This is a genomic window from Neorhizobium sp. P12A (assembly GCF_008365395.1).
Classification (GTDB): Bacteria; Pseudomonadota; Alphaproteobacteria; order Rhizobiales; family Rhizobiaceae; genus Rhizobium.
On sequence record NZ_QOVX01000007.1, the window covers coordinates 87,035 to 100,095 of the forward strand.

General features: G+C 59.6%; 11 protein-coding genes. 9 read left to right on the plus strand and 2 right to left on the minus strand.

The genetic code is table 11. From position 1 onward, the window contains the following. Positions 1-12: 12 nt before the first annotated feature. Positions 13-321 (minus strand): hypothetical protein, encoded by a 309-nt coding sequence (locus DTW90_RS20350; protein WP_132523603.1) that lies wholly within the window; start codon positions 319-321, stop codon positions 13-15. Positions 322-679: 358 nt separating this feature from the next. Between DTW90_RS20350 and DTW90_RS20355 the strand changes: the two genes are divergently transcribed. From DTW90_RS20355 to DTW90_RS20370, 4 genes are all read left to right on the plus strand, one after another. Beyond that, positions 680-2,398 carry a SulP family inorganic anion transporter gene (locus DTW90_RS20355; protein ID WP_149340545.1) on the plus strand — a complete coding sequence of 573 codons (1,719 nt, stop codon included), beginning with the start codon at positions 680-682 and terminating at the stop codon, positions 2,396-2,398. Between the two features lie 20 nt (positions 2,399-2,418). Next, positions 2,419-3,261, plus strand: a complete 843-nt coding sequence (ppk2, locus tag DTW90_RS20360; protein ID WP_149340547.1) for a polyphosphate kinase 2 — start codon at positions 2,419-2,421, stop codon at positions 3,259-3,261. Positions 3,262-3,302: 41 nt separating this feature from the next. Continuing rightward, on the plus strand, positions 3,303-4,463 hold the full coding sequence (locus tag DTW90_RS20365; RefSeq protein ID WP_132523600.1) for an AI-2E family transporter: 1,161 nt from the start codon (positions 3,303-3,305) through the stop codon (positions 4,461-4,463). Between the two features lie 205 nt (positions 4,464-4,668). Further along, positions 4,669-6,456, plus strand: coding sequence for a hypothetical protein (locus tag DTW90_RS20370; protein WP_149340549.1), 1,788 nt, complete (start codon positions 4,669-4,671; stop codon positions 6,454-6,456). A gap of 22 nt (positions 6,457-6,478) precedes the next feature. Here DTW90_RS20370 and DTW90_RS20375 read toward each other — a convergent pair whose 3' ends face one another. Next, on the minus strand, positions 6,479-7,594 hold the full coding sequence (locus tag DTW90_RS20375) for an MFS transporter (protein WP_246664996.1): 1,116 nt from the start codon (positions 7,592-7,594) through the stop codon (positions 6,479-6,481). A 344-nt stretch (positions 7,595-7,938) separates the two neighbouring features. Here DTW90_RS20375 and DTW90_RS20380 point away from each other — a divergent pair, with 344 nt between their 5' ends. The 5 genes from DTW90_RS20380 (at position 7,939) to DTW90_RS20400 (ending at position 13,021) form a co-directional block, all read left to right on the plus strand. Next, positions 7,939-8,850, plus strand: a complete 912-nt coding sequence (locus tag DTW90_RS20380; protein ID WP_149340553.1) for an agmatinase — start codon at positions 7,939-7,941, stop codon at positions 8,848-8,850. A 32-nt stretch (positions 8,851-8,882) separates the two neighbouring features. Continuing rightward, positions 8,883-10,391, plus strand: coding sequence for a winged helix-turn-helix domain-containing tetratricopeptide repeat protein (locus tag DTW90_RS20385; protein WP_149340555.1), 1,509 nt, complete (start codon positions 8,883-8,885; stop codon positions 10,389-10,391). A gap of 144 nt (positions 10,392-10,535) precedes the next feature. After that, positions 10,536-11,570 carry a LacI family DNA-binding transcriptional regulator gene (locus DTW90_RS20390; RefSeq protein ID WP_149340557.1) on the plus strand — a complete coding sequence of 345 codons (1,035 nt, stop codon included), beginning with the start codon at positions 10,536-10,538 and terminating at the stop codon, positions 11,568-11,570. A 109-nt stretch (positions 11,571-11,679) separates the two neighbouring features. After that, positions 11,680-12,348 carry an amino acid ABC transporter permease gene (locus tag DTW90_RS20395; RefSeq protein ID WP_132523594.1) on the plus strand — a complete coding sequence of 223 codons (669 nt, stop codon included), beginning with the start codon at positions 11,680-11,682 and terminating at the stop codon, positions 12,346-12,348. 10 nt (positions 12,349-12,358) lie between these two features. Then, positions 12,359-13,021, plus strand: a complete 663-nt coding sequence (locus DTW90_RS20400) for an amino acid ABC transporter permease (RefSeq protein WP_149340559.1) — start codon at positions 12,359-12,361, stop codon at positions 13,019-13,021. Positions 13,022-13,061 lie beyond the last annotated feature (40 nt).

Here is a 13,061-nt window from a genome sequence, read left to right on the forward strand (position 1 = left end):
TTGATGCTTGCCTCATGGTGACTTTGGTCGTGCGTCCGGTGGCTTGAGCATCACGATTTTCGACTGGGCGAGCGCCTCTCTCATTTCCTTCAACAGGGCGTCGACCAGGGCGGCATATTCTTGCCGCCGCATCTCTCGCAGGTTGTCCGGTAAGCGTTCGACATGCGCCAGGGCGTCAATCGCGGCCGCGAGGTCTTCGCACATGCTGTGGAAGGCCTCGTTCACATAAAAAAGCCGCTGCACCAGCCTCTTCTGGTCGGGGAAGTGCGCCTCGACCGTCTCTAGAACGGACAGATGTGTCGAATTGCCTCCCGAGTTCATCCCCCACCGCCATCGAAACGCGTTAAGCAGACGATGCCATTATAAAATGCCTGCAGTGACGGGAGGCGTAACTTACGCGATCCTACGGTTAGTCGGCATTTCGATTTGGAACCTGACAGATCCTAAGCCGGAGAAAGGTCGCCTTCTCCAAGCGATTGATGGCGTTGGCGATTTTGGGTCGCCTTGCCGAGGGCCTCCGCTTCCAAGATCTCGATAGAGGTTACGCGATGCTACGGGCCTTTGGGCCAAAGCGGGTCTATTATCGAAGGTCGATCAACTGCTCGAAAACAACGGCAAGTGCCGACGGCCTGGCGATGTTGTTGCAGGAGAGCAATGATAAATTGGTAGGGGACCCGCGGTGATAGGCAGTCTTCCGATGTTGCGGGGCTTAGCCGGTTTCAATCGAGACTGGCTTCGCAAGGATATACCGGCCGGGCTGTCGATCGCCGCGGTGGGCTTGCCGAGCGCCATCGCCTATCCGGCAATTGCCGGCTTGCCGCCGGAAACCGGCATCTATGCGAGCATAGTTGGGCCGATTGCCTACGCGATCTTCGGTCCCTCCCGGCTGCTGGTCGTCGGCCCCGACGCTGCTACCATGACCGTGCTTGCTGCTGCGATGGGCATCATCATTGCGGCTGAACCCGCTACCGCCAACATTGATCGGGTTACAATCGCGTCAGCGCTTGCTGTCGGCGTCGGTATCTTTTGCATTGTTGCGAACCTGCTCAGGCTCGGTGTGTTGGCAAGCTTTCTCTCTCGTCCCATCCTGGTTGGCTTTTTCGCTGGCGTGTCGCTCTCCATCCTCATTGGACAGATTAGCCGTTTCACGGGAGTGAAGATCGAATCCGATGGATTGATCCCTCCCCTCGTCGAAATTCTAGCAAAGAGCGCCTCGATCCACTGGCCGTCACTGCTCTTCGGCCTGCTGATGTTCGCGTTGCTCTGGGGCGTGCGGGCATTGCCCTTCAATATCCCCGGCCCCGTGTTGGTGGTCGTGATATCAGTCATTCTCTCCGCTGTCTTCGATTTCAGAGGACACGGCATCGCCGTCGTCGGTGACGTTCCCACCGGGTTGCCAAAGTTTTCATTGCCGGCACTCTACGAGATGCCTTGGGACCAGATCGTGCTCGGTTCTGCCGCTATCTTTCTGGTGAGTTTCGGTGCCGGCATCGTAACCGCGCGAAGTTTTGGGTCGCGGACCGGCGAGGAGGTCGACGCAAATCAGGAACTGATCGGCCTTGGCGCTGCAAACATTGCGCCGGGCCTGTTCGGTTCCTTCCCCATCAGCATGTCGGACTCCCGAACTGCGATCAACCTCTCGGCAGGCGGCGTCTCGCAAGCGGCAGGTCTGGTCTCAGCGGCCACGCTGATCGCCGCGCTTGTCTTCCTGCACAGCGCTTTGCGAATCCTGCCGCTTCCGGCGCTCGCAGCAATTCTGGCGAGCGCTGCAATCAGCCTTATCGATGTCCAGGAGCTCCGTAAGATCTGGCGGATCAGCCGTATGGAATTCGTCTTTGCGCTGATCGCCATGGCGGGGGCCATCAGTTTCGGTGTTCTCAATGGCGTGATTGTCGCCGTCGCAGCAAACCTTGCCTACCTGATCCGCAAGATCATGTTTCCGCGCGACGGTTTTCTTGGTCGCCTGGAAGGGCGTGACGGTCTCTTCGATCTTGCCCGCTTTCCCGAAGCGCACCCGATCGACGGCATCGCCGTCTTCACGGTTCACGGCAGTATCCTGTTTTTCAACGCAGACTATATCCGCATGCGATTGACGACGGTCGCAAAGGAACTCCCCGCCGGAACCAGATGCCTTCTTCTCGATGGCAGCGCCATCACGCATATCGATAGCACGGGCGCCGCAGCACTGGATTCTGTCGTCGGAACCCTGGCGGAGCGAAATATCACTTTCGCGATTGCAGATCTCGGCGAGGAGAGCAGGGGCATTCTCGATCGCGCCGGCGTTTTGAGTGCAATCGGCGTTCACAACCTTTTCAATGACAGGGAAGAAGCCGTGACGGCACTGAACGGCAGGATCGATCGAACAGGCAATGCATTCTCTGAAAGCACCGGACTCTAGAGAACGAAGGAGGGAGAACCATGGACGAGATATATGAGGCGAAACGTCTGGACGAAGAGGCAATAACAAACGGCAAGGAGAAAAAAAAGAAGAAGTCATGGGACTACGACAAGGAAATCGCGCGCCTGCAGGTGGAACTGGCTCATCTCCAGGCATGGGTAAAAAAATCCGGCGCGAGAGTGGTCATCGTCTTCGAGGGGCGTGATGCCGCCGGCAAGGGCGGAATGATCAAGCGCATAACGGAGAAGGTGAGCCCACGCGTCTTTCGCGTGATCGCGTTGCCCGCGCCCACCGAACGCGAGAAGTCCCAGATCTACATGCAGCGTTACATCGCCTATCTGCCGGCTGCCGGGGAAATCGTGATCTTCGACCGCAGCTGGTACAATCGCGCAGGCGTCGATCGCGTCATGGGCTTCTGCAGCGACAAGAAGGCTCAGCGCTTTCTTGAACTGGCGCCGCGCTTCGAGGCCGCAATCGTCGAAAGCGGCGTCATTCTGCTGAAATACTTCCTGACGGTTAGCGAGGAAGAGCAGGAACGCCGGTTCAAGCGCCGGATCGACGATCCCGTGAGACAGTGGAAACTCAGTCCCATGGACGTGGAGTCATATCAACGCTGGTGGGACTATACGCGCGCCTATGACGAAATGCTGCGAATGACCGACAGCAACCATGCGCCATGGTGGATCGTGCCATCGGATGACAAGAAGCGTGCCCGGATCAACTGCATCTCGCACATTCTGCAATCCATCCCCTACGAGCGCGTGAAGTTTGATGCTCCCGATCTCGGAAAACGCCAGAAGCGCCCGTCGGGCTTCATGGAGGATCACACCGTTAGGCACGTCGTGCCCGACACCACGCCGTGAAGCGCTATTTCGGACGGGGATAGGGAGGACGGGATGGGGCGATGGAGCAAACCAGCGATACGACACCGCAGAAAACCGACACGGGGCAGATTTCCATAGAGGCAAGGGTAAGCGACCTTGTCAGATTGGGTATCATCGCGCTTTTCACCTATTGGACCCTGCGTCTGATAGCGCCTTTCGCGCTGATCATCGTCTGGTCGGCGATCCTTGCCGTTGCGCTCTTTCCACTGTTCCAGGGGTTGTCGCGATTGCTCGGAGGTCGGCCCATCATTGCCGCGACCACCATCGTGGTGGCTTGCCTTGTGCTGATCATCACGCCATTGGCACTTGTTGCCGTCAACTTCATCGACGCGGCGGAGGTGCTTATCGAAAAATTGAGGAACGAGAATTTGACGTTGGCGGCAGCGCCGGAAGCCATTCGCGGATGGCCTATCGTCGGCGAGCGGATTTATGCGTCATGGAATCAGATCGCAAGCGATCTCGCTGCCGCCATCATCAGGTTCGAGGAGCCGCTCCGCCGTGCCCTGGGCGTCGTTATCGGAAAGCTTGCCTCGATCGCCGGCGGCGTATTGGGCTTTGTCGCCTCGATCATTCTTTCCGGCGTCTTTCTCACCATGTCGGACCGGCTGGCCGAAACGATCCACGTGCTGGCAAGGCGGATTGCCGGCGACAAGGGCGTTGGCTTTGCGCGTTTGGCCGGAACGACGGTACGAAATGTCTCGCGGGGCGTCATCGGCGTTGCCTTCCTTCAGACGCTGCTGTGCGCCTTATGCTTTGCCTTCTTTGACGTCCCGGCCCGTGGTGCATTGACCTTTGTGGTACTCGTGCTCTGTCTGATGCAAATCGGGCCTGCATTGGTGCTGGTTCCCCTGATCATTTGGGGTTGGTACTCCTGGCCGGCTACGACGGCACTCGTCTTTACCGTCATTTCGATTCCCATCCTGATCGTGGACAACATATTGAAGCCGATCCTGATGGCCAGGGGCCTCACGACACCGATGGCGATCATCGTGATTGGCGTGATCGGCGGCACCCTTTCCTATGGTCTGCTGGGTCTGTTCCTGGGGCCGGTTATTCTCAGCGTCTTTTATGAGCTGCTGCGCGCCTGGGCTTGGCCGTCAGGGACATCGAGCGTAGCGCAGGCCACGTTGAAGGATGTTGCGCAGCAAACGTCGCCATCCCCTGAGCGGCCCGTGACATAGCGGAAGCGCCCAACCCCGGCCGGAGACGAGGGCCGTCGACCAACGCTCCATTGAACCGATCGCGATCCTCAGTCACCAAATGTGATGGCCAGTTTATTTAGCTATTTCGAGATGTAATGAATACGCTGTTGCAGCCACTCGTAGCTATGGATATGATAAATTAGTAATTACTCATGTCATAGCGCGATGTTGGGTGAGGGCGATCATGGACACCGCAAAAATCGACGCTGTCGGCAGTCCAGGACCTACGGCAGAAGAAGTCTGTCGCCAACTGGAACGGATCCTCGCAAGCGAGGAATTTCTTTCTCCCGATCGCGGGCGAAGGTTTCTGCAATTTATCGTCGACGAGACCTTGGCAGGGCGGTCCGAATTCCTGAAGGCGTTCACGATCGCAAACCAGGTCTTCGGCCGGGAGGTTTCATTCGATGCCCAGAATGATCCTGTCGTCAGGATCGAGGCGGGCCGCATTCGAAGAGCGCTGGAACGATATTACCTCATCTCAGGACAGGACGACGAGGTAACCATCACGATACCAAAGGGCAGGTATGTGCCGCATTTCGAATACTCTCGGTGCCCGCAAACGCTGGTACTGCCCGCGCCGGAGCCTGAGGTGCCGGAGAATATTCAGCCCGTCAGCCCCGATCAGCTAAAGCCGACACCACGGCCTGGCCAGATGCAACTGCGCGCTTTCCTGGCACTCGGAACTGTACTGGCGATCGGTGCTGCATCTTTCTACGCTTTTCACGCGCAGCCACTTCCCGTTTCGCAGGCTTCTCTCCCGGAAATGTCGGGGGGAGAAACGTCTCAGCCGCGGGTTGTAATTGAATCTTTCGAAGATGGCGGCTCTGCAGATGCAGCGTCGGACTTCGCACATGGCTTGAGGAGCGAAGTCATCGGTCAACTCACGAAGTTCGCCGACATTCTCGTCATCGCAGATCCGTCGAAATCCAACCAGCAAAACCCCGCCGGTTATGCCTTGCAAGGCAACGTTCAGTTTGATGGCGACAGGATACGCTCTGTTGCCCGGCTCGTGCGCCAGTCCGACGGCGTAGTGATCTGGGCAAACAACTACGATGCCGATCTTCGTGTCCGCAATAAACTCGATATCCAGGCAGATGTCGCCGAGCAGATCGCAGGCGCTGTCGCCCAGCCATATGGCGCCATGTTTCAGACCGACGCAGATACGATCGCGCGACAGTCTCAGACCGGCGGCAGTGACGTCTACGCCTGCACACTGGCCTATTACAGCTATCGCCGGTCGATGAATAGCCAGAGCCACAATACGGCACTCGGTTGCCTGAAAAGAGTGACCGAGCGATTTCCCGAGAGCGCCACGTCATGGGCGCTCCTCTCCCTGACCTATCTGGACGAAATGAGATTTCGCTACAAGTTAGGCACCGTCTCTGCGGCAAAACCGCTTGACCTTGCTGCCAGTGCCGCGGATCGGGCAGTAACGCTGGCGCCAAACGACGCACGTGCTCTCCAGTCCGTCATGTTGGTCAGCTTTTTCAAGGACGACATCGCAAAGGCCTTGCAGGCGGGCGCTGCAGCTTATGCTGCCAACCCGAACGATACCGAAGTCGCCGGAGAATACGGCCTCCGACTGGCAATGTCCGGAAAATGGCAATCGGGCTGCGAATTGATCTCCAATACCGTGAACAAGAACGCCGGCCCGAAGGGATATTATGAGGTGGGCATGGCCCTGTGTGCCCTTATGAGGGACGATCTTCAGGCTGCCGAACTGTGGTCCCGCATGTCCGATCTGCAATACAACCCCATGCACCATCTCGTGCTGCTGTCGATCCTTGGTACAGCGGGGAAGATGGCCGATGCGAAGCAGGAAGAGATCTGGCTGAATGCCAACGCTCCCGAACTGATGAGGAATATTCGTCGGGAAGTTTCCATTCGCCTGCAGCGGCCGGAGGATCAGGAGAGATTCTTCAAGGGACTGCGGGCTTCCGGCCTTGTCGTCGACACCGCGAGTGCGGAGTAAGGTCGCGAGGGAAAGGCCTCCATCAATCCCTCCGTCTCTCCACCATAAGAAAGACAGCCAATAGGCCGGACAGCAGACCGAGGGACAGCGGCAGCCCCTGATGTCCCGCCGCTTGCATTGCCAATCCTGTCGCCGGCGAGCCCAAAATGCCGCCGATACCCCATGCTGACGCGAACGCCGCGTTACCGGTGATCAAGGCTGGACCGGTGAAACGCTCGCCGAGTTGGATCAAGGACATGGTGTATATCCCGAACGAGACCCCGCCCCAGACGAAAACGAGCGGCCAGATGAGCCACGAGTCGAAGGCCGGCGACAGCAGTATGCAGCCGGCTACACAAGCCAGGGCGCAGAACAGCATGGTCCGCGTCGGGTCAAATTGTTCGGCAAGGCGCCCGAGCAAGATCTGCAGCGCGGCATTGCCGGCGATGAAGCAGGTGATCAGCGAAGCAACACGCTCCTCCGCGCTGCCGAGTGCGGCGCCATAGACCGCGAATAGGGAAAGCAGGATCTGTTCGAAGGCGGCAGCCGTGAAAACCGCAAACAACAGGAGGGGCGCCAGTGTGAGGAAGCCGCCGACCGATGTTGACCTGCCTTCTTCATGCGGCATGTTAGGCAGGTGCGGCACCACCGCAAGGACGATCACGCCGCAGAGGAGGAAGGCCGCGATGCCGATCATGAAGGGCGGCCAACCCTGCGTGCCGACCAGGCCAAGCGACAGCGGGCCGATGGCGAAGCCGCCCGAAACGATCGATGAATAGAGGCCCATGATGCGACCCCGGCGCGAGGCGGGGGTGATCGTGATCAGCCAGGTTTCACTGATCACGTAAAGCGGATTGGCAAAGAAGCCTAGCAGGAAGCGCAGCGGCATCCAGGCCCAGAGGTCTTGCATCCAGGCAATTGCAATCAGGATGATCGCAGCCAGGATCGAACACAGGATCGCAAGCCGTGCTCCGCCCATACGTCGCGCCAGCGCCGGGATGAAGGGCGCGGATGCGATGAAACCCAGCGGTGTCATGGCCGCCGACAGGCCGATCAGGCTCGACGTCGTCCCCTCCCGTTCCAGGATGAAGCTGAGCAGTGGATAGGTCAGTCCCTGAGCCACGGCAAATACCGTGACCGTTGCGATGATACCCGCCATCGCGGCCCACGGAATCCGATCCTCTCGCGGTAATGTCGTGTTGTCGGTAGCGTTGATGTTTCTCAGGGTTACGGGGCTGTCGTGCCGGTCGGACACTTCCGCCGGCCTCGCTGGGGGAGTATCGTTCATGGCAATCCTCCTTATGGTTCGAGATTTTGGGGCTCAACCTGAAAGAGGATGACTTCTGCGGGATCGGACGGATGTTGTAATTAAGCTTCCCCAAATAATTCCAAAAACTTCCGAACCGTCTAGTCTTGCGACCTTGCAGGCTTAGCCTTCAGCCGGAACATCATCAGGACCATCAGGACCATCAGGACCATCAGGACCATCAGGACCATCAGGACATGACCGCTTCACCTCGCTTTCTCGGTTTTCCCGATCGCCTCGCCGATGGACGCGTGCCCCGTGCGGTGATCTTTGGAGCCGGTCACGGCAGCACATATCCCGGCAAGGACAGCAGCGGCTATGTCCTTGCTGCCGACGCCATCAGGGCTGCGAGCCAAGACGATGCCGCGCTCGTCGAACACTGGGATTTCGATCTCGGCGGCCCGCTATTCGATGGCAAGCCGATCTCGTGCATCGATGTCGGTAACGTCGAGACATCGATGCACGACAATGTCGGAAACCGGGCACGGATTGAGGCGAAGACCCGCGAGATCCTGGCACTGTCTGCCGTGCCGATCCTGCTCGGAGGCGATGATTCCGTGCCAATTCCCTTTTTTGCCGGCTTTGCCGATCACGGGCCGGTCTGGATCCTGCAGATCGACGCCCATATCGACTGGCGCGACGAGCTGCATGGCGAACGCTACGGCTATTCGAACCCGATGCGCCGGGCGAGCGAGATGGCGCATGTTGCCGGCATGGTGCAGGTCGGCCTCCGCGGCGTTGGCAGCGCACGCGTTACCGAGATCGACGCGGCAAGGCACTATGGCAGCCGTTTCGTGACCGCGCGCGAGGTTCATGCCGATGGCGTCGAAGCCGCTCTCCGGCATATTCCGGAAGGAGCGCGGGTCGTTGTCACGCTCGACTGCGACGGGCTCGATCCGGCCATTATGCCGGGCGTGGCCGCGCGTACCCCCGGCGGCCTTACCTACACCCAGGTGATCGATCTGATCGCGGGCCTCGGCAGGCGGGCCTGGATCGCAGGATTCGACCTTGTCGAGCTCTATCCTCCCGCCGACATCGAGGCTCTGTCGGCGCTGACCGCGGCGCGTCTTCTTGTCAACGCGATCGGCGCCATCGTCAGGCAGGTCTAGACCCCGGCCCGAATGGCCCTAGGATATGCCGCATGCGGGGATTGCGCTTTGCTTTTGGTCCGTTCGTGCTTGATCCGGGTGCGGGAACGCTCCTGCGGAACGGTGATACCGTTGCCGTCAGTCACCGCGGACTGCAGCTGCTTGCAGCGCTCGTCGAGCGGCCCGGCGAAATTCTTGGCAAAGCCGAGCTGATGGATGCCGCGTGGCCTGGCATGGCGGTTGAGGAAGGCAATCTCACCGTCCAGATTTCGCAGCTGCGCAAACTTCTTGGTATTACCGCCGATGGCGATGACTGGATCGTCACGGTTCCGCGTGTCGGTTATCGCTTTATCGGGGTTATCGAACAGCTTAGCGGCGCGATGCCGAAATCTTTGCCCTTGCCGGACAAGCCATCGATCGCCGTGTTGCCTTTCGTCAATATTGGTGATGATCCCGCGCAGGAATCCTTTGCGGATGGCCTGACCGAAGACCTGATCACCGACCTGTCTAGGACAAGAGGCCTCTTCGTCATCGCGCGCAACTCCGCCTTTGCCTACAAGGGAAAGGCGATGAATGCGCGCGCGATCGCCGAGGAGCTTGGCGTGCGCTATCTGCTGGAGGGTAGCGCAAGACGCATCGCGGGACGCGTGCGCATCAACGCGCAGTTGGTCGATGCTGTAAATGGCGATCATCTCTGGGCGGAACGCTTCGATCGCAGCCTGGACGATATCTTTGCCGTTCAGGACGAGGTCACCGGCAAGATTGTGGAGGCGCTGCTCGGCCGGCTGCGCGCACCGCCACCGCGCAATCGCCCCAAGAGTCTTGAGGCTTATGATCTCTGCGTGCGGGCGCGCAAGCTGATGGACGATTCACCGCAGACGGCGCAGGAGGCGCATCTGATGCTCACGCGCGCGATTGCGCTCGACCCTGATTATGCCGAGGCCTATCGCTGGCTGGCCATGAACCACTGGATGGGATGGGTGCATTCCGGCGGACCAACGGAGCCTGCCCGTGGTATCGCTTTAGATCTGGCGCGCAGGGCTGTCGCGCTTGATCCCAACGATGCCGGCTGCCGCTGGATTCTCGCTTACCTGCTTTCCTATGAGCGCAGTTTTGCCGAGGCGGATGCGGAATTCGCCAAGGCGATCGAGCTGGACCCGAACGAGGCCGACACCTTTGCGGCATTATCCGACATCGCGGTCCTGGCCGGGCGGGTGGGGGAAGGGCTTGAGCATATCGCCAAGGCGTTCCGGCTGAACCCGTTTCCGCCGGGCTGGTATTATCTTGTGCGCGGCCAGGCGCAATATGCGGCCGGCGAATACGCAGCCGCTGTGGAGACATTGCGAAGGGACGAGACCTATCGGACCAGTTCACGCCGGTTCCTGGCGGCTAGTCTTGCGCAGCTGGGCCGTCTCGACGAGGCGCGCGTCGAGGCTGAATTGTTCCTCGTCGGCAATCCGCGTTTTACAATCGGCCACTGGGCGATGACCGAGCCGTTCAGGGACGCGGCAATGCTCGAGCATTTCATCGATGGCTATCGCAAGGCCGGTTTTCCGGAATGACGCGCGACCCAATCGCGCAGGTAGCCTCTGACCTGAATGCGATGATGAGTTGGTCAATACGCAGAAGGATTGACCGCGGCCGCGCGGAGGCCAATGTAGGGAAGGGGCTGTTCGGCCCATTTGAATTTCTGCTAAGCGATATCGATGCCATCCGAAGATAGAAAGAAAAACCGGGTAACGCTTCTTGATGTGGCACGACACGCCGGTGTTTCCCGCGCCACCGCCTCCCTCGTCATCCGCAAGAGCCCACTTGTCGGCGCGGAGACCAGGATGCGTGTCGAGGAGGCCATGCGTGAACTTGGCTATGTCTATAATATGGGCGCAGCTCGTCTTCGGGCCGAGCGCAGCCATACGGTCGGCGTGATCGTACCGAACCTTACCAACCCGTTCTTCGCCGAACTCCTGTCGGGCATCGAGGCAGTGGTCGATTCCGCTGGTATGGTGGTGATCGTGGCAAACAGTGGCGACTCCGTGGAGCGGCAGGACAGGTTGATGCGCCGCATGCGCGAACATGGCGTCGACGGCGTTATCCTGTGCGCGGCCGCCGGCACCGGACCGGGATTCCTGCATCAGCTCACCGAACACAGCCTGCCATTGGTTCAGGTGCTCCGCCATATCTCCGACGATATCGACTATGCCGGCGTCGATTATGCCGGCGGCATGCGCCAGGCCGTCGACCATCTCGCCTCGCTTGGTCACCGGGCAATCGCCTTTGCCGTCCACGGACCCGTTCATTCGGCCTATAGGGAGCGCGTCGAGGGATTTCGCGATGCCATGCGATCGTGCGGATTGAACCCCGACATGATCGTCCGGCTGCCGAACCAGATCCGCGAGATTGCTGCCGCCGCACACCTGCTCTTCGATGGGGCAAAACAGCCGACGGCGGTGGTCTGCTTCAACGACGTCATCGCACTCGGCCTTGCCGCCGGGCTTTACGACCGGGGACTGAGGGTCGGAGAGAATTTCTCGCTGGTCGGTTTCGACGACGTGACCGACGCGGAGGCCATGCGTCCGCGGCTGACGTCAGTTTTTACAGCGCCTGTCGCGATCGGCGAAAATGCTGCCCGGCTTCTGCTTGACCGGTTGGCGGACCCCTCATGCCAGCCTCGGCGGGTGGTGAAGGAGCCGCAGCTTCACATTCGCCAGTCCTGTGGGCCTGTTGCGGCACCTGTTTCTTAACTGCGCGTTAATAGCTGTTGACGCTCGATGGAAAAGCTTTTAGATCGATCTAAACGGTGAGGCGCCGAAGGAGCTGCGTCCAGCCGACTGCTATTGGGGAGGTCCCAAGTTGTATAAATTGAACTTCGAGCCCGTGTTTGCGGGTTTCGACCAGCTTCTCTTGGGCGCCTGGCTGACGATTCAGCTTTCCGTCTTAGCGATGATCCTCGGCCTGATCGTCTCGATCGCCTGCGCCGCCGGTAAAACATCCGGTGTGGCGCCTCTTCGCTGGCTGATCGACGCCTATATCGAAGTCATCCGCAACACGCCCTTCCTCGTGCAGATCTTTTTCATCTTCTTCGGCCTTCCGTCGTTGGGTTTGCGCCTGACGCCGAACAGCGCCGCACTGCTGGCGCTGGTGATCAATTTCGGCGCTTATGGGACCGAGATTATCCGCGCAGGCATCGAATCCATCCAGAAGGGGCAGGTCGAGGCTGGCACCGCGCTGGGGCTCTCGAAGCTGCAGATCTTCCGCTACATCATCATGAAGCCGGCGCTCCGCACGGTTTATCCGTCGCTGACCAGCCAGTTCATCTACCTGATGCTGACATCGAGCGTCGTCTCGGCCATCTCTGCGGACGACCTTGCGGCGGCCGGCAACAATCTGCAATCGCAGACCTTTGCGAGCTTCGAGGTCTATATCGTCATCACCATCATGTACCTCGTCATGTCGGTCGGTTTTTCGGCGATCTTCTCGGTGATCGAAAAGGCCGCTTTCAAATACCCCTTGAGCCGATAGGAGCCTGGTCATGCCTCTCATCAGACCTTTCGGCATCAACGAATTCTGGATCATCGTTATTGCGGCACGATGGACGATCGCGCTTTCGGCGATCGCGTTTGTCGGCGGTGGTATAGGTGGGCTGCTGATCGCATTGCTGCGGGTTTCCGATCTCAGGTGGCCGCGTCTCCTCGCCACCTGGTTCATCCGCGTCTTCCAGGGAACGCCGCTTTTGATGCAGCTCTTCTTGGTTTTCTTCGGCATGAACATTCTCGGTTTCGCCATCAATCCCTGGCTTGCGGCGACGGTCGCCCTCACATTGCATGCGAGTGCTTTTCTGGGCGAGATCTGGCGCGGCTGCATCGAAGCCGTTCCGTCCGGCCAGCGGGAAGCGGCGACGGCGCTCGGGCTCAGGTACTATAACCGCATGCGCTACATTATCCTGCCGCAGGCAAGCAGGATTGCGGTGGCGCCCACGGTCGGCTTCCTGGTGCAGCTCATCAAGGGCACGTCGCTGGCGGCAATCATCGGTTTCACCGAGCTCACCCGCCAGGGGCAGATCATCAACAACGCAACCTTCAGCCCGTTTCTCGTCTTCGGTACGGTGGCGGCTGTTTATTTCGTACTGTGCTGGCCGCTCTCTGTGCTCGCACGGCGCATGGAATTGAGATTTTCCCGGGCAACGGCACGTTGACGGGACCCGAGCCGGCGGAGGAAGCCGGCGTAACAGAAAG

Bases quoted from the DNA above. Each gene is read 5' to 3' on its own strand.
- DTW90_RS20350 (WP_132523603.1), bottom strand. From the start codon at position 321: ATGAACTCGGGAGGCAATTCGACACATCTGTCCGTTCTAGAGACGGTC.
- ppk2 (WP_149340547.1), top strand. From the start codon at position 2,419: ATGGACGAGATATATGAGGCGAAACGTCTGGACGAAGAGGCAATAACA.
- DTW90_RS20365 (WP_132523600.1), top strand. From the start codon at position 3,303: ATGGAGCAAACCAGCGATACGACACCGCAGAAAACCGACACGGGGCAG.
- DTW90_RS20370 (WP_149340549.1), top strand. From the start codon at position 4,669: ATGGACACCGCAAAAATCGACGCTGTCGGCAGTCCAGGACCTACGGCA.
- DTW90_RS20375 (WP_246664996.1), bottom strand. From the start codon at position 7,594: ATGGCGGGTATCATCGCAACGGTCACGGTATTTGCCGTGGCTCAGGGA.
- DTW90_RS20380 (WP_149340553.1), top strand. From the start codon at position 7,939: ATGACCGCTTCACCTCGCTTTCTCGGTTTTCCCGATCGCCTCGCCGAT.
- DTW90_RS20385 (WP_149340555.1), top strand. From the start codon at position 8,883: ATGCGGGGATTGCGCTTTGCTTTTGGTCCGTTCGTGCTTGATCCGGGT.
- DTW90_RS20390 (WP_149340557.1), top strand. From the start codon at position 10,536: ATGCCATCCGAAGATAGAAAGAAAAACCGGGTAACGCTTCTTGATGTG.
- DTW90_RS20400 (WP_149340559.1), top strand. From the start codon at position 12,359: ATGCCTCTCATCAGACCTTTCGGCATCAACGAATTCTGGATCATCGTT.